This window comes from Robinsoniella peoriensis (assembly GCF_000797495.1).
GTDB lineage: Bacteria > Bacillota > Clostridia > Lachnospirales > Lachnospiraceae > Robinsoniella > Robinsoniella peoriensis.
The window spans coordinates 284,955-304,340 of record NZ_JTGN01000002.1; the positions used below are offsets into that span (position 1 = coordinate 284,955).

General features: G+C 42.3%; 20 protein-coding genes and 1 pseudogene. 18 read left to right on the forward strand and 3 right to left on the reverse strand.

The genetic code is table 11. The features are described from left to right. Positions 1–61: 61 nt before the first annotated feature. Complete coding sequence (locus QR40_RS05075) at positions 62–2,320, reverse strand: helix-turn-helix transcriptional regulator (protein ID WP_242858456.1); 2,259 nt, start codon at positions 2,318–2,320, stop codon at positions 62–64. Positions 2,321–2,631: 311 nt separating this feature from the next. Between QR40_RS05075 and QR40_RS05080 the strand changes: the two genes are divergently transcribed. The 4 genes from QR40_RS05080 (at position 2,632) to QR40_RS05095 (ending at position 7,284) form a co-directional block, all read left to right on the forward strand. Beyond that, positions 2,632–3,576, forward strand: coding sequence for an ABC transporter permease (locus tag QR40_RS05080; protein ID WP_044289663.1), 945 nt, complete (start codon positions 2,632–2,634; stop codon positions 3,574–3,576). Positions 3,577–3,588: 12 nt separating this feature from the next. Then, a complete protein-coding gene (locus QR40_RS05085; protein ID WP_027296054.1) occupies positions 3,589–4,488 on the forward strand; it encodes a carbohydrate ABC transporter permease in 900 nt (299 codons plus the stop codon). A gap of 23 nt (positions 4,489–4,511) precedes the next feature. Next, the gene (locus QR40_RS05090) at positions 4,512–6,074 is read left to right on the forward strand and encodes an extracellular solute-binding protein (protein WP_027296055.1); all 1,563 of its coding nucleotides are present in this window, start codon (positions 4,512–4,514) and stop codon (positions 6,072–6,074) included. Between the two features lie 64 nt (positions 6,075–6,138). After that, entirely contained in the window at positions 6,139–7,284 is a 1,146-nt protein-coding gene (locus tag QR40_RS05095) for a glycoside hydrolase family 88 protein (RefSeq protein ID WP_044293741.1), read from the forward strand. Between the two features lie 18 nt (positions 7,285–7,302). Here the strand turns inward: QR40_RS05095 and QR40_RS33515 are convergent. After that, positions 7,303–7,353: pseudogene (locus QR40_RS33515) on the reverse strand (DUF6783 domain-containing protein); the annotation flags it as partial. 138 nt (positions 7,354–7,491) lie between these two features. On the opposite strand from QR40_RS33515, the gene QR40_RS05100 reads away from it, so the two are divergent. Next, entirely contained in the window at positions 7,492–8,022 is a 531-nt protein-coding gene (locus QR40_RS05100; RefSeq protein ID WP_027296057.1) for a GNAT family N-acetyltransferase, read from the forward strand. 140 nt (positions 8,023–8,162) lie between these two features. On the opposite strand, the gene QR40_RS05105 is transcribed toward QR40_RS05100, so the two are convergent. Then, positions 8,163–8,507, reverse strand: coding sequence for a helix-turn-helix domain-containing protein (locus QR40_RS05105; protein ID WP_044293743.1), 345 nt, complete (start codon positions 8,505–8,507; stop codon positions 8,163–8,165). Between the two features lie 287 nt (positions 8,508–8,794). Between QR40_RS05105 and QR40_RS05110 the strand changes: the two genes are divergently transcribed. From QR40_RS05110 to QR40_RS05165, 13 genes are all read left to right on the forward strand, one after another. Next, a complete protein-coding gene (locus QR40_RS05110) occupies positions 8,795–9,514 on the forward strand; it encodes a LytR/AlgR family response regulator transcription factor (protein ID WP_027296059.1) in 720 nt (239 codons plus the stop codon). A gap of 26 nt (positions 9,515–9,540) precedes the next feature. Further along, positions 9,541–10,860, forward strand: coding sequence for a sensor histidine kinase (locus QR40_RS05115; protein ID WP_027296060.1), 1,320 nt, complete (start codon positions 9,541–9,543; stop codon positions 10,858–10,860). Positions 10,861–10,968: 108 nt separating this feature from the next. Further along, the gene (sdaAB, locus tag QR40_RS05120; protein ID WP_044293750.1) at positions 10,969–11,637 is read left to right on the forward strand and encodes an L-serine ammonia-lyase, iron-sulfur-dependent subunit beta; all 669 of its coding nucleotides are present in this window, start codon (positions 10,969–10,971) and stop codon (positions 11,635–11,637) included. A 1-nt stretch (position 11,638) separates the two neighbouring features. Further along, the gene (gene sdaAA, locus QR40_RS05125; protein WP_027296062.1) at positions 11,639–12,520 is read left to right on the forward strand and encodes an L-serine ammonia-lyase, iron-sulfur-dependent, subunit alpha; all 882 of its coding nucleotides are present in this window, start codon (positions 11,639–11,641) and stop codon (positions 12,518–12,520) included. Between the two features lie 219 nt (positions 12,521–12,739). Next, positions 12,740–12,889 (forward strand): 50S ribosomal protein L33, encoded by a 150-nt coding sequence (gene rpmG / locus QR40_RS30690; RefSeq protein ID WP_138002359.1) that lies wholly within the window; start codon positions 12,740–12,742, stop codon positions 12,887–12,889. Between the two features lie 32 nt (positions 12,890–12,921). After that, positions 12,922–13,128, forward strand: coding sequence for a preprotein translocase subunit SecE (gene secE, locus QR40_RS05130; RefSeq protein WP_027296063.1), 207 nt, complete (start codon positions 12,922–12,924; stop codon positions 13,126–13,128). Positions 13,129–13,144: 16 nt separating this feature from the next. Next, positions 13,145–13,660 carry a transcription termination/antitermination protein NusG gene (nusG, locus tag QR40_RS05135; RefSeq protein ID WP_027296064.1) on the forward strand — a complete coding sequence of 172 codons (516 nt, stop codon included), beginning with the start codon at positions 13,145–13,147 and terminating at the stop codon, positions 13,658–13,660. A gap of 90 nt (positions 13,661–13,750) precedes the next feature. Continuing rightward, a complete protein-coding gene (gene rplK / locus QR40_RS05140) occupies positions 13,751–14,176 on the forward strand; it encodes a 50S ribosomal protein L11 (RefSeq protein ID WP_027296065.1) in 426 nt (141 codons plus the stop codon). A gap of 86 nt (positions 14,177–14,262) precedes the next feature. After that, positions 14,263–14,955 (forward strand): 50S ribosomal protein L1, encoded by a 693-nt coding sequence (gene rplA, locus QR40_RS05145; protein WP_027296066.1) that lies wholly within the window; start codon positions 14,263–14,265, stop codon positions 14,953–14,955. A 223-nt stretch (positions 14,956–15,178) separates the two neighbouring features. Next, positions 15,179–16,132, forward strand: a complete 954-nt coding sequence (locus QR40_RS05150) for an AAA family ATPase (RefSeq protein ID WP_027296067.1) — start codon at positions 15,179–15,181, stop codon at positions 16,130–16,132. Positions 16,133–16,234: 102 nt separating this feature from the next. Next, positions 16,235–17,407, forward strand: a complete 1,173-nt coding sequence (locus QR40_RS05155; protein ID WP_152614168.1) for a DUF58 domain-containing protein — start codon at positions 16,235–16,237, stop codon at positions 17,405–17,407. Between the two features lie 2 nt (positions 17,408–17,409). Beyond that, the gene (locus QR40_RS05160) at positions 17,410–18,696 is read left to right on the forward strand and encodes a hypothetical protein (RefSeq protein WP_044293752.1); all 1,287 of its coding nucleotides are present in this window, start codon (positions 17,410–17,412) and stop codon (positions 18,694–18,696) included. A gap of 195 nt (positions 18,697–18,891) precedes the next feature. Then, complete coding sequence (locus QR40_RS05165; protein WP_027296069.1) at positions 18,892–19,359, forward strand: hypothetical protein; 468 nt, start codon at positions 18,892–18,894, stop codon at positions 19,357–19,359. The last annotated feature ends 27 nt before the right edge of the window (positions 19,360–19,386 follow it).

A 19,386-nucleotide genomic window follows, 5' to 3' on the forward strand; every position in this document is an offset into this window, starting at 1 on the left:
TGAATAATAAAAACAGCGTATGCAATGAAAAATAATCATTGCTTCGCTGTTTTTTGTCCCATTATTTATTTCTGTCCCTTTTTTCCATTACATAATCGGCATACTTCTGTGGTGTTAACCCGGTATATTTGCTGAACACCCGGATGAAGGTGTTGGAGCTGTTGAATCCTGTCAGGGTACTTAAGTCCTTGGTTTTCAGAAAAGGATCTTTTTCCAGCAGGGCTTTGGCCTGATTAATCCGGTAGTTATTCAGATAATCCTTAAAATTGTTGTCACTTAGCTGTTTGAATAGAATACCGCAGTATTTAGGTGAGATATTAAACTGGTCAGCAAGGTCGTTGAGCATGATGTTATCATGGTAATTCTGGTGAATATAGTCCAGCATGCGGGAGAGGACAGCCTCATCCTGGGTCTGGGTGCGCCGGTTTTTCTCACGGATGGTCTCGGTGAGAACCGTTTTGATACCAGTGATCGTCACCGAATCCGCCCAATGTGTATACCAGTGTTCGTAGTCAATGGAGCGGCCAATAAATTCCTCAGGGCAGGTTTTCATCTCCTGGAATATTCTGTTCACGGTTCCGATCAGGGCGTAGATAAAGTTCTGCAGAACCTCCATGGGCAGAACTTTGTGGACCAGGTTTTCACGGATCAGATTATCGAACAGTTCAAGTGCCTGCTCCTGTCCTTCGATAACGGTCTGTATCAGTTTATTCTCCATAGAAAGAGGGTAGGAGTATGTAGCGGAGTCTATATCTGCTATCTGAGCATGGGTGATGATTTTGTCGTGTGGCAGCATGGGGAGATATTCTGCTATCTTCAAAGTTTCCAGGTAACAGGGATGCAGATTCTCAAAGCCTTCTTTTACCGAACTCAGAATAATCTGTTCTTCCCAGTATTTTCCTCCTTCCTCGTCCGTTTCCGGGGAAGGGGACATCACCTGGGCTGCCAGTGCCTTTGCTTCCTCAAGACTGTCGGATATCAGGATCAGGGCATAACGGTACATAGATAATTTTACAAATACAAGATCATTACGCTGCAGACAGCTTTTAAAGATCAGGTTTTTATAAAGCTCCAGCTGGCAGAATCTGCTGTCATCCGGAGGAAGACTGGAATCCGGGGTAAAGCAGATCAGTCCCACACAAAAACGGCTGTTATCAGGAAAAAACGGCTTTTCTTTTGGTGCCAGGCAGCCGTTGGGGTCTGTGAGCAGATTCTGGTAATACTGTTGTGCAAGTAATGTATCCGTGGTCTTCTGGGTTGCCAGAAGGCTGTGGTTCAGGCTCTGAATTTTAGCCAGATTTTCATTCAAAATCCCAAACTCGTCATAGCTCTGGGAATCTTCCTTTATATGTGGCTGCAATACTTTATAAATTGGTTTGTACAGAAGATTTGCCACATAATAAAAGACAGCACACAGCAACACGAAAATAGCCATGACAGACACCAGGTACAGAAAAATATTCATAGCGTTCAGACTGTACCGGTCATAGAGATAGGATATATTCCAGTTCATTGACAGAAGATGCGTATTTGCAATATAGAAGCCGGATTTCCGGACTATGTCTTTGTTGGAATCCAAGTCTTTCTGCAGTGATTTAAACAGTTTCAAATCCTCTTCATCCTGAGAACTGGATATGAAAAGTCCATTGGTGCCGGAAATCCAGTATTTCTCGGGGGTGGCAGTGCCTACCAGGGAAGAAATGGGGATATCAGCCATATAGATACATGTCCGGGGCTGTTTACAACCCTTAATCAAATAGTAAAGAGAGACAAGTGAGCCTTTTTCATCATAGTGAGGGATAACATAGGGAAACATATTTGTTTCGAAATAATGCTGTATATCTGCCAGATCCTTTGCAGACAGCCCTTTTTTCTTCAAAAATTCGGATATGGAAAAAGAACCTTCCGGCGACAGGACAGTGGAATGTGTGTTGTTTTCAAGATCAATCTGTCCGTTATTTAGGAGCAGATAGACCTGGAAGCGGGTCTCTCCGGCACCGGCATGTTTTAACAATGCCTTTTGGGCCTTGGAGGACAGAAAATAAAAATCAGGTGTCCCCTCCGAGACAGACCATTCCTTTATCAGGGAATCGTTTACAATATCCGTCATAGTATTGGAAATCTCTTTGAGTGAGGCGGCGCTCTTCTCTTCCAGTATAGTCCGGGAAACAGTGATGGAACTCATATAATTTTCTTCCGATTTTTGTGACAGGAATATTCCTGAGACAGATGCAAACGCCAGCGTCACAGCAGCGGCTAAGAGCAGGAAGACAAATTTCATTTTTTGATGATATAACCCGGAAGGATGTTTCAGCATCATCGCGCACCTCCTTTTTGGTGTAAATTGTTGGAAATTCAGTATAAATTATAATTGCATTCTGGTGATAATTCAAGTGAAAGAGCCCTATTTTACAAGGATTAGGACAAAATGGTGATCTTTTGAAAAATGATGATGCACGAAAAATGGGCGGGACATTGAAAAAAGGGTACTGAGAGAAAAGTGGGTATCCCAAAAAGCAGAGAAAAAACAGGCCGGGGAATTTGATGATTTACTTTTCAAACATGATCCGTTAAGGTTGATCTATCGACTCGAAGCGCTTCGATACTGTAGAAAGGAGAGAAAAGAGGACTTTGGCTAAACAACAAATAAAAACACAGAAGAAAAGAAATTTTTCTTTTGTTATAAAGAAAATAGTTTCAAGCAAGGAATTATATCTTCTGCTGCTTCCGGGTATTATCTGGTATCTTCTATTTGCATACCGCCCTATGACGGAACTTAAGATTGCGTTCTATGATTACAATGTATTTCAGGGCATTGAAGGCAGTACGTTTACAGGTCTTCAGAATTTTATTGAATTTTTTAAGGGGAAGGATTTTCCCAGGGTATTGAAAAACACCCTGATGATTTCTTTCTGGCAGTTATTGATCTGCTTTCCGGTGCCTATCGCACTGGCAATTTGTGTAACAGAGATGAAGAACAAGTTTGTCAGCAGGATGACGCAGATGTCCACGCTGCTTACGCACTTTATATCGGTAGTGGTGGTCTGCGGTATTGTGATTAACTTTCTTTCACCCAGTACCGGTGTGATAAATCTGGTATTGGAAAAGCTGGGTGCAGATCCGGTGTACTTTATGACAAAACCGGAATATTTCAAAGGAATCTATACTTTGATGACACTGTGGCAGAATGCAGGATTTGATGCACTGGTATATATTGCCGCAATTATGGGAATAGACCAGCAGCTTTATGAGGCAGCAACTGTGGACGGGGCAGGGAAAATGAAGAAAATTTTTCATGTGACGATTCCGGGTATGGTACCTGCTATTGTAACCATGCTGATTCTCAAGCTGGGAGGGATCATCAAGGTAGGGTACGAGGCGATTCTGCTTCTGTACCAGCCGGCAACTTATTCGGCAGCAGATGTTATATCCACCTACTCTTACCGTCTGGCATTTGAAAACGGAAACTATGGGCTGTCTGTGGCGGCTGGGTTATTTGAATCCGCGGTTGCATTCATCATGGTAATTCTTGCTAACAAAATCAGCAAGAAGATTTCCGATAACGCATTATGGTAAGGAGGAAAAGAGATGTTGAGAAATAAAATAAAACAGGGACAGGTTATCGGGTTCGAAGAAAAGATCTTCAATGTGGTGATGGTTATTCTGGGTATCCTGATTACCTTTATCGCTCTGTATCCCATATATTATGTATTGATTTCTTCCTTCAGCAAGCCATTTTTTGTTGAAAATGGGGATGTTTTACTGAAGATCAGGGAGTTTACTACAGCAAGTTATGAGGCAGTTTTTAAGCGTGACGGGCTGTGGTCAGCTTACGGAAATGCTATTTTTTACACGGTCTTCGGACTATTGGCAAATATGTTCTTTACAACTACTATGGCATATGCGTTATCGAAGAAATATCTGATGGGAAGAAAAGCTCTGACACTATTCACAGTCTTTACCATGTGGTTCAGCGCAGGGATCATTCCCACTTATATGAATTTCAGCAATCTGGGACTGCTGGACACAAGAGCGGCAATTATTTTTGGGTTCGCAATTGAGACGTATAATCTGATTATTATGAAGAGCTTTTTTGAGCAGGTGCCGGAGGCACTGGAAGAGGCAGCGTTCATTGACGGTGCAGGGCATTTCAGGGTATTATGGAATATATATCTGCCCCTATCAAAACCGGCACTTGCCACTGTAGGATTGTTTTACGGCATCAGCAGGTGGAACGGTTATTTCTGGGCAATGCAGCTTCTAAAAGATGACGGCAAGATCCCTTTGCAGGTATTCCTGAAAAAATTAATCGTGGAGAGGGTATCCAACCCTTCCGATGCGGCAATTGTGACAAAGGCATCGCTCACTTCACCTACCACGCAGGTATATGCATTGATTATACTGGCAGTTGTTCCCATGATTATTGTATTCCCTTTTATTCAAAAATATTTTAAATCAGGCCTCACCCTGGGTGGTGTCAAAGGCTAATTATAAATGGAGGATTATTCATTATGAAGAGAAAACAGATTACAGTATTATTACTGACCGCAGTTCTTGGCTTGTCTATGATATTTGGTGCAGCAGGATGCGGAAAAGTGAAGGATAGCACAGCAACTGCTTCTAAGGGAGAGGGCAGCAAAGAATTCACGGCGTTTATGTTCCTGTCCGGAACACCTTTTAATTCTGACTGGGAAGTGTGGAAAGAGGTGGAGAAGAAAACGGGTGTAAAACTCAAAGGGCTGGTTGCCTCATCCAATTCCGATTATGCTACAGCGTTCCAGAATATGGTGGCATCCGGGCAGCTGGCTGATATTATTGCATGTGATTTAACGACTGATATGGAGAAACTGGGTAAGGACGGAGGGGTTATCCCTTTAAATGATCTGATTGAGGAGCATGCCCCTCATATCAAAGAAGCACTGGATAATGACCCGAATCTGAAATATCAGGCAACAGCGGAAGACGGACATATCTATAATATCCCGTTGGGAAAAGAGCTGAAGTCTTCACAATTTTACTGGATACGCCAGGACTGGCTGGATAAACTGGGGCTGAAGGCACCGGAAACCGTGGATGAACTCCATGATGTACTGACAGCATTTAAGAACAATGATCCCAACGGCAATGGAAAGGCAGACGAGATTCCGCTGTTTGACCGCTCTGCTACTTCGGAGACAGAAATGGGAGAGTATCTCGCACTGTGGGATTCCAGTGCATCCTTCTATCCCCGTGACGGTAAAATCACATTTGAACCGCTGACAGATAATTATAAACTTGCGGTAAAAAATCTGGCTCAGTGGTATAAAGAGGGACTGATTGATCCGGAGATTTTTACAAGAGGCATGTCCGCAAGAGATACACTGCTTAGTAATAACACAGGTGGATTTACCCATGACTGGGTAAGTACAGGTAATTACAATGATTCTCTGGGAGAGGAAATACCGGGATTTAATATGGTGGCAATTGCACCGTTAAAAGACCAGAATGGGAATGTGAAGGAGCGTGATTACCGTTATGCTGAGTGCGGATGGGGAATCTCTTCCCAGTGCAAGGATCCGGAGAGTGCAATTGCGTTTATGGATTTCATGTTTACAGAGGAAGGTTCCGATTTGATGAACTGGGGTATCGAGGGCAGGACATACACGGTGGATGACAACGGCGGGAAAGCTTTTACAGAGGAAGTGTTCAAATCCGGACTGGCACCGGTGGAATATCTGCGTTCCCTGGGCTCACAATACCGTGCCGGTTATATCCAGGCAGCAGATTATGAGTATGCGACCATGAATGATGCAGGGAAAGCAGCAAACAAGCTTTATGATTCACATGATGAATGGTTTAGTGCTCCAAAACTTCCGGAGCTGAAGCTGAGCACAGAGGATATGGATGAATACAAGAGCATCATGTCGGGAATTCAGCCAATTGTTTATGAAAAGCTGCAGAGCTGGATTTTAGGTTCCAGCAATATAGACGATGAATACGATGCATTTATTCAGGAACTTAAGGACAGGAATATTGAAAAAGCAATTGAAATTCAGCAGACGGCTTACGATAATTATATCAAAGTGACAAAATAAAAAATTATGGGACTGCCACAAATGGAGAATTCAGCGGAACGGGAGTTACAGCAGGAGGGCATTTATGGAGAAGTTAAAAATACAAAAAGCAGCTGCGCAGGCAGTATCTATTCTAAAAGGAAATCTGAATAACTACACATACAAATTTCCAGGATCCAATAGTGAGCATCTGTTTTACCCGGAAACAGAAAATACAGAGTGGACAACCGGATTCTGTACGGGGACATACTGGCTTGCCTATGAACTGACGGCAGAGGAAAGTTTCAGATCGGCGGCGGAGGTTCAGGTTGAGAGCTTTTATAATAGGATAAAACAGAAAATAGATGTAGACCACCATGATATGGGATTTCTATACACACCTTCCTGCGTGGCAGCATATCAGATTACGGGAAATAAAAGGGCAAAAGAAGCGGCTATTCTGGCTGCAGACCAGCTTATCAGCCGTTTTCAGGTAAAAGGGGAGTTTCTCCAGGCGTGGGGAGAGCCGGGGGCAGAGGATAATTACCGCCTGATTATTGACTGTCTGCTGAATCTGCCCTTATTATACTGGGCTTCCAGAGTAACTGGGGACGGAAAGTACAGAGACGCTGCAGTACGTCATACGAAGACAAGCATCCAAAACCTGGTGCGGGAAGATAATTCCACCTACCACACTTATTTTTTTAATCCGAGAACCGGAGAGCCGTTACGGGGGGTTACGGCTCAGGGATATCAGGATGATTCTGCCTGGGCGAGAGGACAGGCCTGGGGAATATATGGCACGGCATTGGCATGGCGGTATACAAAAGATGAAACCTGCAGAGAATTGTTCCGCAAAGTGACGGATTTTTATCTAAGACATCTCCCGGAGGATATGGTTCCCTATTGGGATTTGCAGTTCTCAGAGGGGAGCCATGAACCGAGAGATTCGTCAGCCGCCGCAGCAGCAGTCTGCGGGATCATGGAAATGTGTGAAAACGGGGGACTGGAAAAGGAAGAGCAATCCTTTTATGGTAAAAGGGCTCAGAAGATGCTGGAAAGCCTGATAGACAACTATGCGGTTAGGTCACCGAAGGAAGCAAACGGACTGATCCTGCATGGTGTTTATGCGAAAAGCAGTCCATTTAACAGCGTATCCGACAGAGGGGTCGATGAATGTAATCTGTGGGGAGATTATTTCTATCTTGAGGCACTGGTCAGAAATATAAAAGACTGGAAGACGTATTGGTAACATAATATTGAGTGGGGAGCTGCCAGAGCGTGTTTGAAAATTCATACCCGCCATCTGCACGCCCCACTTTTTTAAAACACGCTATAGTACTCCGGGAAGGCTAGAAAATGCCAGAAAAAAGAAAAAATAAAGTGACTTTGGAATATGGCAATGATATAATAAAAAAGTGCAGGAAGTTGGTAAAGATAAATTTACGGGGAGATAATTATGGAAAAAATAATAATCGCAGAAACGGACCGATTAATATTAAGAAGATACACAACAAGTGATTTACAGGACCTATATGAATACTTGTCCAATCCGAAAGTCCTGGAATATGAGCCATATAAGCCGATGTCAATGGAAGAGGTTAAGGAAAATCTGGAATCCAGAATTTCAACGGATGAAATGATTGCGGTTGAGCTAAAATCTACAGGTAAAATGATAGGTAATGTTTATTTGGGTAAATGCGATTGTAATTCTCTGGAAATCGGATATGTGTTTAATGAAAATTACTGGAAAAAAGGATATGCAAAAGAAAGCTGTGAAAAGCTGATTATATGGGCATTTGAAAATGGAATCCATAGGATTTGTGCGTACTGTGATCCGGACAATCAGAATTCCTGGGGATTATTGGAGAAATTGGGATTTATCAGGGAAGGATATTTAAGAAAGAACGTATATTTCTGGAAGGATGAGAATAATCAGCCTGTCTGGAAAGATACTTATATTTATGGAATACTGAATAATATATCCTAAGAAGTGTAACAGCTTTTCGGAAACTGGATGGACACATACCGGGTGCAAGGCCAGAAAAGGTATCGGCTTGGTAATAAAAAAAGGATAATTCCAAATGGAATGTCCTTTTTTGTTTTATCAGTCATTATGCAAGCGATGATTCAATGTCCATAAGTATCCTGAAGGGAAGATTTCAGAGATCTTAAAGTTTCCGTCAATATGCGGAGCTCTTTTTCGTCACAGTCGTTTAACAAATCCCTTAATTCTTTCACGTAGAAAGACTTTGCTTCGGGAAGGCTGTCGCACAATAGATTGTCTACCGTAGTGTGGAGTGCATTTGCAATAGTGATTAATGTAGGCAGGCTTACATGGGTGACCCCTCTTTCGATATTGCTAAGATGTGGTGTAGAGATATCTACCTGTTCGGCGAGCCGTTCTTGTGTAATTTTCTGGGTTAATCTCATGGCTCGGATTCTGCGTCCGATAGCGGTATAATCAATTGTCATACTTACCCCCTGTATAATTACTTATTAAGTATTGTATTATTTGTTTTGTTATATTATAATAATCTATAACCTAAAAAATAGCTTGTGGATTATAATGGATGGAAGTATTTACCATTTTTTGACTATTTTTTAATGAAATCGACAAACTTTGGTTAAATATTACACGAACTGTGTTAAAAGTGTATTTAGCATTGCATTTACTGTGATACGGATGGTATAATTCCAAGAAATATAATTGTGCAATTATATTCGGGTAATGAAAAGAAATAAGTAAGGTGGGATGAATCATGATGCGAATCGGGATATGTGACGATGAAGCAAAGGCGGTTCAGGTAAGCAAAGATTTCATTGAGAAATTTTTGAAGAAAAACAAGTGTGAGTATGAAATTCATGAATTTTTGAATCCGGAGGAGTTATACCATTACGTAAGGGAAAGTATTTATGATTTGGATTTACTGTTTCTGGATATTGAAATAGGTGAATCTAACGGGGTTGAGGTTGCGAAAAAGCTGGAAGCATTAGATACCAGAACAAAAATTGTGTTTTTGACGAACTATCTTTGCTACAGTTCAAAAGTATATGAGGTTGACTACTGCTATTTTGTTTTGAAAAAAGACCTGGAAAAATATCTGCCAAAGATTATTGAGAAGCAAATCCAACAGAAAAGTAAGGTTGCCAGAGAACGTATTGTTGTCATGGTAAAAGGAAGAAAGATTATATTGCTTCCTATGGATATTCAGTACTTAGAAAGGGAAAAGCGCAGTACACTTGCGGTCTGCGTCGGAGAAACTGTCAGAACATCTTCCGGATTGACCGAACTGCAGGCACAGCTTGGATCGGATTACTTTGTAAGATGCCATAACAGTTATATTGTGAATCTGAATTTTGTAAAAGAATTTTGCCGGAATGAATTGATTCTGCGCAATGGGAAAAAGGTTCCGATCAGCCGAAGGTATCTGAATGATGTCCGCAGGGCATTTGCCAGGTGGCTGGGGGAAGATATCTAGAATACAATCTAATGTGAGGTGAAATAATGACGGTATTTACCGGAAAATGTGTTGCTGCCCTGTTAGAAACTGTTATATTCTATATTTTTGCCATTCGGTGCGTAGATACCGGAAATATGGACTTGAGAAAGAAGCGGATGATTCTGCTTCTTCTTGCTGTGGTGGATGGTTTGCTGATGCTGCCTGTAAAGAACGGCGGTTCTGCATTTCTGGTCTATGTGGCAGAAATCATTCTGTGGATGGCAGTCATCTATAAAATATCGGTGAAACCGGTAAATGATTTTGTGAAATTTTACGCATTTATAGAATTTTTTGGGATTATCGGTGCGGCATTCAGTCTGATTACGAACAACATATTTGGTTTTGGCGGCGCTGCTGCTCTTTACAGTGGAGAGAATATTTTATTAGTGACTGCGGTAAACGGGGCTAAAAATATTCTTGCTGCCGCGATCATATGTGTTGTGATTAAATTCTGCGTATTTGAAAAAATTCCTTTATGGATCTGGAAGGTATTTGCTATTGTATCCGTATTTGTGAATCTGGCTGCAACTGTCTTTATGATGAATGAAAATGCAAACCGGCTTCTCGAACCCTGGGTACTGATGTATGTGGTAGCTATGCTGTGCGTATTCGGCGGATTGCTGACCTGGTACAGCAGAGAAAACCTTAAAAGAGAGAATCAATATCTGCTGATGCAGCAAAAGCTTTTGAGAGAGCATTATAAGGTTCTGGAAGAGCAAAACGAACTGGTGCAGAAAATGCGCCACGATATTGGAAACCATCTTCAGACCATAGAAAGGCTGGTACGGGATAATCATACAGAATCTATGGGTGAAATCACAAAACGACTGAATAAAGAATATGACAAGCTTCTGCAAAGCAATATCAGCAGAAATGTAATGATTGATGCAGTACTGCATAATAAAATTACAGAGTGTGCGAAAAATAAAATTAAACTGCAGTTAAACATGGCACATTTTGTCAGTGGAAGAGTCGATGATGTTGACTGGCTCAGTATCTTTTATAATTTGTTTGATAATGCAATTGAAAGCTGCATGCGCATGGAAAATTCCCAGGAGCGCTTTATTAATGTGAAAAGCCAGTACCGTGCAGGCTATCAGGTTCTGATTTTTTGTAATGCCAGATCCGGTGAGACCAGAGCTTTGGAAGCTAAACGGGAAGGAAACTTTAAAACTTCTAAAAAAGATAAGTTCTGCCATGGTCTGGGACTTGACATTGTAAAGGGAATTGTAAAAAAATACGAAGGCAGTATGGAGTGTAAAGAGGAAGAAAAGGTTTTTCGTACGCTGGTTTCCCTGCGAGTGGGAACCGCAGAAAAAAATTAGCTGCCCCCTATACTTTTTGACAGGGATTTGATAAAATATAATAATGAATATATTCTTTAAGGGAGCGTTCGGCGTTCCCTTTCAATTTACGCTAAGGAGAAAAAACGGATGAACATATTCGATATTTTGGGACCTGTTATGGTTGGACCATCAAGCTCTCATACGGCCGGGGCAGTAAGGATCGGGCTGATGGGGAGAAAGCTGCTGGGATGTATGCCCTTAAAAGCACGGATTTGTATGCATGGCTCCTTTGCGGCGACCGGAGTAGGACATGGTACAGATAAAGCCATAGTGGCAGGCCTGCTTGGAATGGAGCCGGATGATGTAAGGATTCCGGAAAGCTTTGAAATGGCAGGAGAAAAGGGATTAGAGTTTACATTTGAAGAGACAACTTTAAAGGGGGCACATCCTAATTCCGTACAGATGGTACTGGAGGATGGCCAGCACAGAAAGCTGACAGTTCAGGCTTCTTCTCTGGGTGGCGGTCGGATTATGCTGAATAAAATCAATGATGTGGAGGTCAATTGTACCTGTGAGAATCCCACATTAATTATTCATAACATGGATCAGCCCGGTTATGTTGCCGAGGTGGCATCCATGCTTTTTCAGAAGTCCGTGAATGTTGCCAATATGTCCCTGCACCGGAAAAAACGAGGGGGCTATGCGGTGATGATCATAGAGACAGACCAGAAGATTCCAAAGGAATCCATTGAGTGGCTGGAGCAGAAAGAGGGCATACTGAAGGTAACATACATTGATATAGGAGGGAACCGGTAACATGGCATATAACTCATTAGAGGAAATCTTAGAAGTATGCAGGGAATCACAGATTCCATTCTGGGAAACCATCCTGCAGGATGATATGAATGAGCGGAAAGTTACAAAAGAGGAATCTTTTGAGAAGATGATGGGTATGTGGCGGGCGATGCTTTCGTCCAGTGAAGCATATGATGAAAAACTGATTTCCAACAGCGGTCTGGTAGGCGGAAGCGGCGGTATTATGGAACAGTATATTCAAAAGGAAACACCATTGTGCGGTGCATTTATGGGACAGGTCATTGCGGCTGCACTGCAGATGGGTGAATCCAATGCCTGCATGAAACGGATTGTGGCTGCACCCACAGCTGGTGCCTGCGGCGTACTTCCGGCTGTACTGGTCCCTTTTTACAAGAATGAGCAGACAGAGGATGCACGTATTGGAGAAGCACTGTATGTGGCTGCTGGAATTGGACAGGTTATAGCTGTCCGTGCTTATATTGCCGGAGCTTCCGGCGGCTGTCAGGCGGAAATAGGTTCGGCAAGTGCGATGGCGGCAGGGGCAATGGTACATCTCAGAGGCGGAAATGCAGGTCAGATCGCTCATGCGGCCGCGATGTCTCTTAAAAATCTGCTGGGACTGGTCTGTGATCCGGTAGCCGGTTTGGTAGAGGTTCCGTGTGTGAAGCGGAATGTAATCGGGGCGGTGAACGCACTGGCATGTGCCGATATGGCATTGGCTGGAATAGAAAGCCGGATTCCCCCTGATCAGGTGATTGATGCCATGAAAGAAGTCGGAGATCTGATGAATGTCTCCCTGCGGGAAACGGGGGAAGGCGGCCTGGCAGCCACAGCATTCGGCAGGGAAGTATCATTAAAACAGGGACAGGAAAAATTCCGCTGATCCGGAGCATATCTGAATGATACTTCAGATAGATTTCTGAGATATTTGTAATTAAAACACTGCATAAGATCATGGATCTTGTCAAAAAAAGACTTGACTTCCAGCTATTGTATATGATAAGATAAACGAGCGAATGGAAGTAGGTCTTTTTTTTATGCCTAAAAATTCAACAGCCTACGCAAGCTGTTACCAAATTACAAAGAAGGCGAGGTGGAAGTTGTGCGCGTTAAAATCACATTGGCATGTACGGAATGTAAACAACGTAACTACAACATGACGAAGGATAAGAAAAATCATCCGGACAGAATGGAAACAAAAAAATACTGTAAATTCTGTAGAACACACACATCACACAAAGAAACCAAATAACTGTTAGTGATAATGCAAAGGAAGTGAATGTAATGGGAGAAACTGCAAAAACAGAAAAAGCCCCCAAGAAAAGCTGGTTTGAAGGTCTTAAATCTGAATTTAAGAAAATTATCTGGCCGGAGAAAAAAACACTTGGCAAACAGACCATTGCGGTTGTTGCCGTTTCTTGTGTATTAGGTGTCATTATAACCATTATTGATGTTATTGTACAGTATGGTATTGATTTCTTAATAAAGTAAGGGCAAGGGTGATTTTATGTCAGAAACAAACTGGTATGTAGTTCATACTTATTCAGGGTATGAGAACAAGGTTAAGGCCAACATTGAGAAAACGATTGAAAACCGGCATTTAGAAGATCAGATCATTGAGGTCAGAGTTCCGATGCAGGATGTTGTAGAAGTAAAAAATGGCGTGCAGAAGCAGGTTCAGAAGAAACTGTTTCCTGGCTATGTACTTCTGAATATGGTCATGAATGATGACACCTGGTATGTCGTTAGAAATACAAGAGGTGTTACCGGATTTGTTGGTCCTGGATCAAAACCAGTGCCACTTACCGAAGCGGAAATGCTGAATCTTGGAATCCAGGCGGACGATGTCCAGGTGGATTTCACAGAGGGAGATGCCGTTACTGTAACCGGCGGAGTCTGGAAAGATACCGTTGGAGTAATTCAGTCCATCAATCATGGTAAACAGATCGTTACCATTAATGTTGAGTTATTCGGTCGTGAAACACCAGTAGAAATAAGTTTCACAGAGATTAAAAAAATGTAACATGATATTAGACCGTCGGGTAATATTCGCAGTCTGACGGATTAGTGGGAGGGAAATCCCCCGCCAATACCACATAGGAGGTGCCTAAAAATGGCAAAAAAAGTAACAGGTTATATTAAATTACAGATTCCTGCTGGAAAGGCTACACCAGCTCCACCAGTTGGTCCGGCACTTGGACAGCACGGTGTTAACATCGTTCAGTTTACAAAGGAGTTCAACGCAAGAACAGCTGACAAAGGCGATTTAATTATCCCGGTTGTTATTACTGTATATGCAGACAGAAGCTTCAGCTTTATTACAAAAACTCCTCCGGCAGCAGTTTTATTAAAGAAAGCATGCAACCTGAAATCAGGTTCAGGCGTTCCAAATAAAACAAAAGTTGCTACAATCAGCAAAGAAAAGATCAAAGAGATCGCTGAAATGAAAATGCCAGATTTAAATGCAGCATCTGTTGAAGCTGCTATGAGCATGATCGCAGGTACCGCACGCAGCATGGGTATCACTGTTGAGGAATAATATACTTGGCAATCAAGCAAAACGTAAACTAAACAATGAAAAGTGGGAGGGAAATTCCCGCAAATACCACCAGGAGGTTATTTAATATGAAAAAAGGAAAAAGATACGCAGAGGCTGCAAAAGCAATCGACCGCGCAAATCTTTATGATACAACAGAAGCTATTTCTTTAGTGAAGAAAGCATCTGTTGCTAAATTTGATGAAACAATCGAAGCTCATATCAGAACAGGCTGTGATGGCCGTCATGCGGATCAGCAGATCCGTGGAGCTGTTGTGTTACCACACGGTACCGGTAAAAAAGTTCGTGTCTTAGTATTCGCTAAAAATGCAAAAGCTGATGAAGCTCGTGCAGCAGGCGCTGAATACGTTGGAGCAGAGGAATTAATTCCAAAGATCCAGAACGAAAACTGGTTTGAATTCGATGTAGTTGTAGCTACACCGGATATGATGGGTGTTGTTGGACGTCTTGGTCGTGTACTTGGACCAAAAGGCTTAATGCCAAACCCAAAAGCTGGTACGGTAACTATGGACGTAACAAAAGCAGTTCAGGAAATCAAAGCAGGTAAGATTGAGTACAGATTAGATAAAACAAACATTATCCACGTGCCAATCGGAAAAGCTTCTTTTACAGAGGAGCAGTTAGCGGACAACTTCCAGACGCTTATGGGTGCAATTTTAAAAGCGAAACCTTCAGCACTTAAAGGACAGTATTTAAAGAGCGTAACAGTCGCTCCTACAATGGGACCTGGTGTGAAGCTTAACACAGCAAAATTTGCATAAACCCTTATAAAGGGGTCATCGCATTAAGATTTAGTGCGATGGCCCCCTTTTTTTGCTTTTTTATCTTTTTGAATTAAAATAGTAATTTTCCTGAATTCGTAGTAAAATAAAAACAGTATTAGAGTGTATTAGAAACGGCTTGCACCGGACTGACTGCGCCCCTGGCAGGATATGACCGTGTAATGATTGTTCTGACATGCTCTGGAACAGGAGGACAGGATAAATGGATATCGTTCAGGCAGCAGCAGCGGCACAATCCATAAAGGAAAATATAAATAGGGTGATCATAGGTAAATCAGAAGTGATAGACCTGGTTCTGACTTCACTTTTAGCAGGTGGGCATATACTGTTAGAAGACGTACCGGGTACAGGAAAGACAAAGCTGGCAAAGTCTCTTGCCAGATCCCTGGATCTTCCCTTTAGCAGAATCCAGTTTACGCCGGATTTACTGCCATCAGATATAACCGGTATCAATTATTACAATCAGAAGCAGGGAGAATTTGTATATCGTGAGGGACCTGTTTTTGCAAATATTGTTCTGGCGGATGAGATCAACAGGGCCACACCCAGAACCCAGTCAAGTCTGCTGGAATGCATGGAGGAAAAGCAGGTAACGGTAGATGGTGTGACCATGCATCTGGAGGAACCCTTTCTGGTTATTGCGACTCAGAACCCCATAGAAACAGCAGGAACTTATCCGTTGCCGGAGGCACAGCTGGACAGATTCTTAATGCAGCTGTCCATGGGAGTACCACAAGAGTCGGAAGAATTGCAGATGATGGAGCGCTTTATCAAAGGAGATCCGCTGGATGAAATAGAACCGGTGTGTTCAAAAGAAACCCTGCTTCTTATGAGTCAGGTACATAGAGATGTATTTGTTCATGCTGGGATCAGAGAATATATACTGGCACTGATTACCAAAACCAGAAAACATGAGAAGATCAAACTGGGAGTCAGCCCGCGGGGAACGCTGGCATTTGTAAAAGCAGTACAGGCTTATGCTGTCATAGAGGGCAGGGATTACGTTATTCCTGAGGATGTGAAAACACTTGCCGTTCCGGTAATGGCACACCGCCTGGTAATGTACGGCGGAATGAACCGATCCCGGAACACGGTAAATACAATAAAAGAAATCCTGGATCAGGTACCGGTTCCTACTGAGAACTGGGAAAAGTAAGGGAAGTATGGCAAGCCTGTTTGCGACATGCATGGAGAAAGGGTAAAAGAAAATTTCAGATGGAAGGCAGCCACACTGTGATACGTGAAACCTTATTATTTTGTGGCAGTATTGCAGGCAGGCCTGCAATATACAATGGGTATAAAGATGAAAATTATCCTGATTATTTTGGGACTATTTATAGTCTGGTTTATACAGCGGCTGGTATATGAAAAGAACTGGAAAAAAGGACTGAATGCGGAGGTGTCATTTGAACACAGTGCCGTAACGGAAGGAAGCGAAACGATTCTGTTTGAAATGGTAAGCAATCGTAAATGGATGATCCTGCCCACATTAAAAGTGATGTTTAAGACCGATAAAGGACTTCATTTTGAAAAACAGGAGAATATGAAAATAACGGATTACTGTTATAAATGTGACATATTTTCGCTGTTTCCGTATCAAAAAATAGTCCGGCGTCATAAGGTCACCTGTGCAAAGCGGGGATTGTATGATGTGGATGAATTAGATCTGACGGCAGGTGATATCTGGTTTTCCGGGGAATATTACAGCACCTGTGAAAATAAGGCGAGGCTGTATGTGTTTCCTGCAAAGGCGGATCTGGAACGGACAGATGTTCCTTATGAAAGGATAATGGGGAATATACAGACCAGGAAATACCTTCAGGAGGATCCTTTTGCATTTGCCGGTATAAGAGAATATCAAAGTTATGATTCCATGAGGAGCATCAACTGGAAAATTTCTGCGAAGAACAGCACTTACATGGTAAATGTACATGATGCTACAGCTTCTCAGGCTATTTGTTTTCTATTTAATGCGGATCAGGATACGATTTGGCATCATGATGATCTGCTGGAAGAAGGCATCCGTATAGTAAGTACTTTAGCCAGACAGTTTTTAGAGCAGGGTGTTCCGGTTCAGTTTCTAACCAATGGGAAAGACAAAATAACAAAAGAAAGTCTGTACCTTCGTGCCGGCAGCGGGGAGGCTCACGGGGAAATGCTGGATGAGCAGCTGGCAAGGATGGATCTGACTCTGGAAGCGGAGCGTTTTCATGTCCGTATGGAAGAACTTTGTAATGGGAAAAGCGAAAATGTCCTTTATGTTTTTGTATCCACCAGCTGCAGGGAGGAACTGCAGGAAGATTTTTTAAGGCTTCGGGAACAGAGCAGGGGGTCTGTTTGGATCGCACCTGTTTATCGTGGAACGTTGTTAAATATGCATCCCGGAATCGCAGGTGACATGATTTGCTGGGAAGTAGAAAGAGGCGGTTGAGAGTGCAGGTAAAAAGGCAGGTGAAAAAATTGTCCAAAATGGTATTAAAAGGGGGCAGGCAGCAGTTTCATACGGCGTTTTTGGAAATTGCGGCACAGACATGTCTGTACTATATGATTTATGCTTCGGTGCTGGCCGGACTTTGCAACGGGAATGTGCTGAGTAAGGATTGGTTTGTAAAAGGGATTGTGTTTGTGGTTCCGCTTGTTGTATTTTATATTTTGAGAAAAACAACTGTAAGTTTTATAGTGTTCCTTATGCTTCATATACTGATAACGGCTGGGATGTATATTTTAATACCGGATAAATCTGCCGGTCTGCTTCTGACTTTTTGTACAGGACTCTCAGCACTTATTTCTTTGTTTCTGCGTATACAGAATAAACAGGAGCGTCCTTGGCTGGCATGGGCAGGTGTTTTTCTTGTGTCCTACGGGATAGGGGGGTATACCAACAGCGAAATATTGAAGCGGGTCAGCGTACTGGCAGTCAGCGTTTTTGGATTATCTGAAATGATTCTCATATATTTAGAAAATATGCATCAGTTTTTTGTGAAAAACAAAAGGAATACCAGTATTCCCTATGAGCGGATTCAATGGGTGGGAAATGTTATGATGCTGGTTTTTCTGTTTTGCGGGGCAGCAGTAATTTTTCTATTTAAAGACTTATCCCCGGACCTGATCCTGACTGCATTAAAAAACATAATGCTGGGGATTGTGGGATGGCTTCTGGCATTTTTCTTAAAAGAGTCCAATGATGTGCCGCAGACAGAGGCATTCCAGGCACAGAATCAAATGGCTGATATGTTCACGCAGGAAATAAGTGAAAAAAGTCAGTGGCTCGAGATACTGGAGCAAATTCTTGCAACGGTTTTAAAAGCTGCTGTAGCTGCAGGAATTGTATTTCTGGCAGCATATGGAATTTACAGAATCTACCGGAAATATAAACAGAAGATGCCGGACGAAGAGATACAGGAGTCCAGCACTTTTCTGTGGAAAGAGGAAAGGGTAAAGAAACGAAAAAACAGACGAACAATCCGGGAACTTTTTACCGGCAGCAATAACATGAAAATCAGAAAGATGTATAAAAAATTCGTGAAAGGGAGAATGAAAAAGGGCAGAATTTTGCCGGCATCCTGTACGCCGGAAGAAATTCGCATGGAATTATTTCCCGAGGTATCCGGCGGACCGAAAATGACCGAATATTATGAGATGGCGAGATATGGCATTGGAGAATGTGACAGAAATACGGTAGAAGCAATGAAAGAGACTGCAGGAAGTGAACATAAATAAAGGCAGAAGAGTATTCGAATCTGAGTATACTCTTCTGTTTTTTACAAAAAACGGTCACATGTTCGATCGGATGTTGTTATGAAAGTGTTAACATGTTATAATAATTCTTAATATTAAAAGGATATTAAGATATAAGGATTATTTGAGGGAAAAAAGAAACTAAACATACAATCTATCTGGTGGAGGTAGTGTGAGATGATGAATGACAATAATCGGGATATGAGAGAAATACAGGGGAAAAGAAAATTCAGGTTTTATTTTCCGGATACCGGACTGGAAGAGTTTGCCAGGCAGGGAACGATAGTTGGAGTACCGGAGGCGGAGCAGCATCCACTTGGACTGCGCCATACATATCAGATTCTGGAGCAGGTCTATACAGAAATAAAAAAAGGCGGCTCGGAAGGTTATATGTTAAGGACAGATGAGGCGGGAACCATGAAGAATATCTATATGGAGGTATTCGACAAGGACCAGGCACAGGTATTTGTAAGAAACGGGGAAGGCAAGAGTCAGAGAGTTGTAATCAGTGAAAAGAAAACTTATGATATGCTGCAGGATTATATGGAGACCTTGAAAGAGGGGACAATGGTATATGAAAGAGAGGAAATGCTGGAGTATTTTGAAGCAGTTCTGAGGAAGTATAAGCGAAGAGAACGCGCCTGAGGCAGAATTTTATCATGGGATAAAATT

What these genes read in the sequence shown, in the direction of transcription:
- QR40_RS05075 (WP_242858456.1), bottom strand. Translation starts at nt 2,320, where the DNA reads ATGATGCTGAAACATCCTTCCGGGTTATATCATCAAAAAATGAAATTT.
- QR40_RS05085 (WP_027296054.1), top strand. Translation starts at nt 3,589, where the DNA reads ATGTTGAGAAATAAAATAAAACAGGGACAGGTTATCGGGTTCGAAGAA.
- QR40_RS05090 (WP_027296055.1), top strand. Translation starts at nt 4,512, where the DNA reads ATGAAGAGAAAACAGATTACAGTATTATTACTGACCGCAGTTCTTGGC.
- QR40_RS05095 (WP_044293741.1), top strand. Translation starts at nt 6,139, where the DNA reads ATGGAGAAGTTAAAAATACAAAAAGCAGCTGCGCAGGCAGTATCTATT.
- QR40_RS05100 (WP_027296057.1), top strand. Translation starts at nt 7,492, where the DNA reads ATGGAAAAAATAATAATCGCAGAAACGGACCGATTAATATTAAGAAGA.
- QR40_RS05105 (WP_044293743.1), bottom strand. Translation starts at nt 8,507, where the DNA reads ATGACAATTGATTATACCGCTATCGGACGCAGAATCCGAGCCATGAGA.
- QR40_RS05110 (WP_027296059.1), top strand. Translation starts at nt 8,795, where the DNA reads ATGATGCGAATCGGGATATGTGACGATGAAGCAAAGGCGGTTCAGGTA.
- QR40_RS05115 (WP_027296060.1), top strand. Translation starts at nt 9,541, where the DNA reads ATGACGGTATTTACCGGAAAATGTGTTGCTGCCCTGTTAGAAACTGTT.
- sdaAB (WP_044293750.1), top strand. Translation starts at nt 10,969, where the DNA reads ATGAACATATTCGATATTTTGGGACCTGTTATGGTTGGACCATCAAGC.
- sdaAA (WP_027296062.1), top strand. Translation starts at nt 11,639, where the DNA reads ATGGCATATAACTCATTAGAGGAAATCTTAGAAGTATGCAGGGAATCA.
- secE (WP_027296063.1), top strand. Translation starts at nt 12,922, where the DNA reads ATGGGAGAAACTGCAAAAACAGAAAAAGCCCCCAAGAAAAGCTGGTTT.
- nusG (WP_027296064.1), top strand. Translation starts at nt 13,145, where the DNA reads ATGTCAGAAACAAACTGGTATGTAGTTCATACTTATTCAGGGTATGAG.
- rplK (WP_027296065.1), top strand. Translation starts at nt 13,751, where the DNA reads ATGGCAAAAAAAGTAACAGGTTATATTAAATTACAGATTCCTGCTGGA.
- rplA (WP_027296066.1), top strand. Translation starts at nt 14,263, where the DNA reads ATGAAAAAAGGAAAAAGATACGCAGAGGCTGCAAAAGCAATCGACCGC.
- QR40_RS05150 (WP_027296067.1), top strand. Translation starts at nt 15,179, where the DNA reads ATGGATATCGTTCAGGCAGCAGCAGCGGCACAATCCATAAAGGAAAAT.
- QR40_RS05165 (WP_027296069.1), top strand. Translation starts at nt 18,892, where the DNA reads ATGATGAATGACAATAATCGGGATATGAGAGAAATACAGGGGAAAAGA.